The organism is Sphingopyxis sp. LC363 (genome assembly GCF_000756385.1).
Taxonomy (GTDB): domain Bacteria; phylum Pseudomonadota; class Alphaproteobacteria; order Sphingomonadales; family Sphingomonadaceae; genus Sphingopyxis.
The window spans coordinates 1-838 of record NZ_JNFC01000068.1; the positions used below are offsets into that span (position 1 = coordinate 1).

Annotated in this window: 1 protein-coding gene; it reads left to right on the forward strand. The window is 61.2% G+C overall.

All coding sequences use genetic code 11. From position 1 onward, the window contains the following. Positions 1-71: 71 nt before the first annotated feature. A protein-coding gene (locus tag FG95_RS20380; protein ID WP_152567710.1) for an IS5 family transposase occupies positions 72-838 on the forward strand; the annotation gives its coding sequence in 2 pieces (ribosomal slippage) (positions 72-396 and positions 396-838; 768 coding nt in all).

Below are 838 nucleotides of genomic sequence, written 5' to 3' on the forward strand. Positions count from 1 at the left end.
CTAGGTGCTGAACCCATAAATTGGATTCCGTGTAAGGCTGGACTGTGATTCACTGAGTTTGGAGGTGGATCATGGCGCGTTTTGATTTGAGCGATGCGGAGTGGGCGATTATCGCACCGCTGTTGCCGAACAAGCCTCGGGGTGTTGCGCGGGTGGATGCCCGGCGTGTTCTGAACGGGATTTTCTATATTTTGCGCACCGGTTCGCCCTGGCGCGACCTGCCCGAGCGCTACGGCCCCGGTACGACGATCTACAATCGCTTCAACCGCTGGGCGAAGGCAGGCGTGTGGATCGATGTCTTCAATGCCTTGGCGGAGCGTTCGCCCGAGTCCATGGCCTTCATCGACAGTAGCATCATCCGCGCGCATCAACATGCCAGCGGCGGTAAAAAGGGGGCCCGGATCACGCCATCGGTCTCTCTCGTGGGGGACTGAGCACCAAGATCCACGCAGTGGTCGATGCCCGGGGACTGCCGATCCGCCTTGCCGTGTCGCAGGGCCAGCTCTCCGACCATGCCGCCGCCGCCGACCTGATCGCCGGCCTGGGGCGCCTGCGCCACCTCGTCGCCGACCGCGGCTATGATGCCCGCGCGCTCGTCGAGCAGGTCGAGGCCATGGGTGCCACCGCCCACATCCCGACACAGCGCAATCGCAAGATACAACGCTCAGTCGATCGCATGATCTACCGCCAGCGCAACCTCGTCGAACGATATTTCTGCAAACTCAAACAATTCCGACGATGCGCAACACGCTTCGACAAGCTCGCCAGAAACTTCCTCGCCGCCGTCGCTCTCGCTTCAACACGCCTCTGGATCAGAACTTATGTGTCCACAACCTAG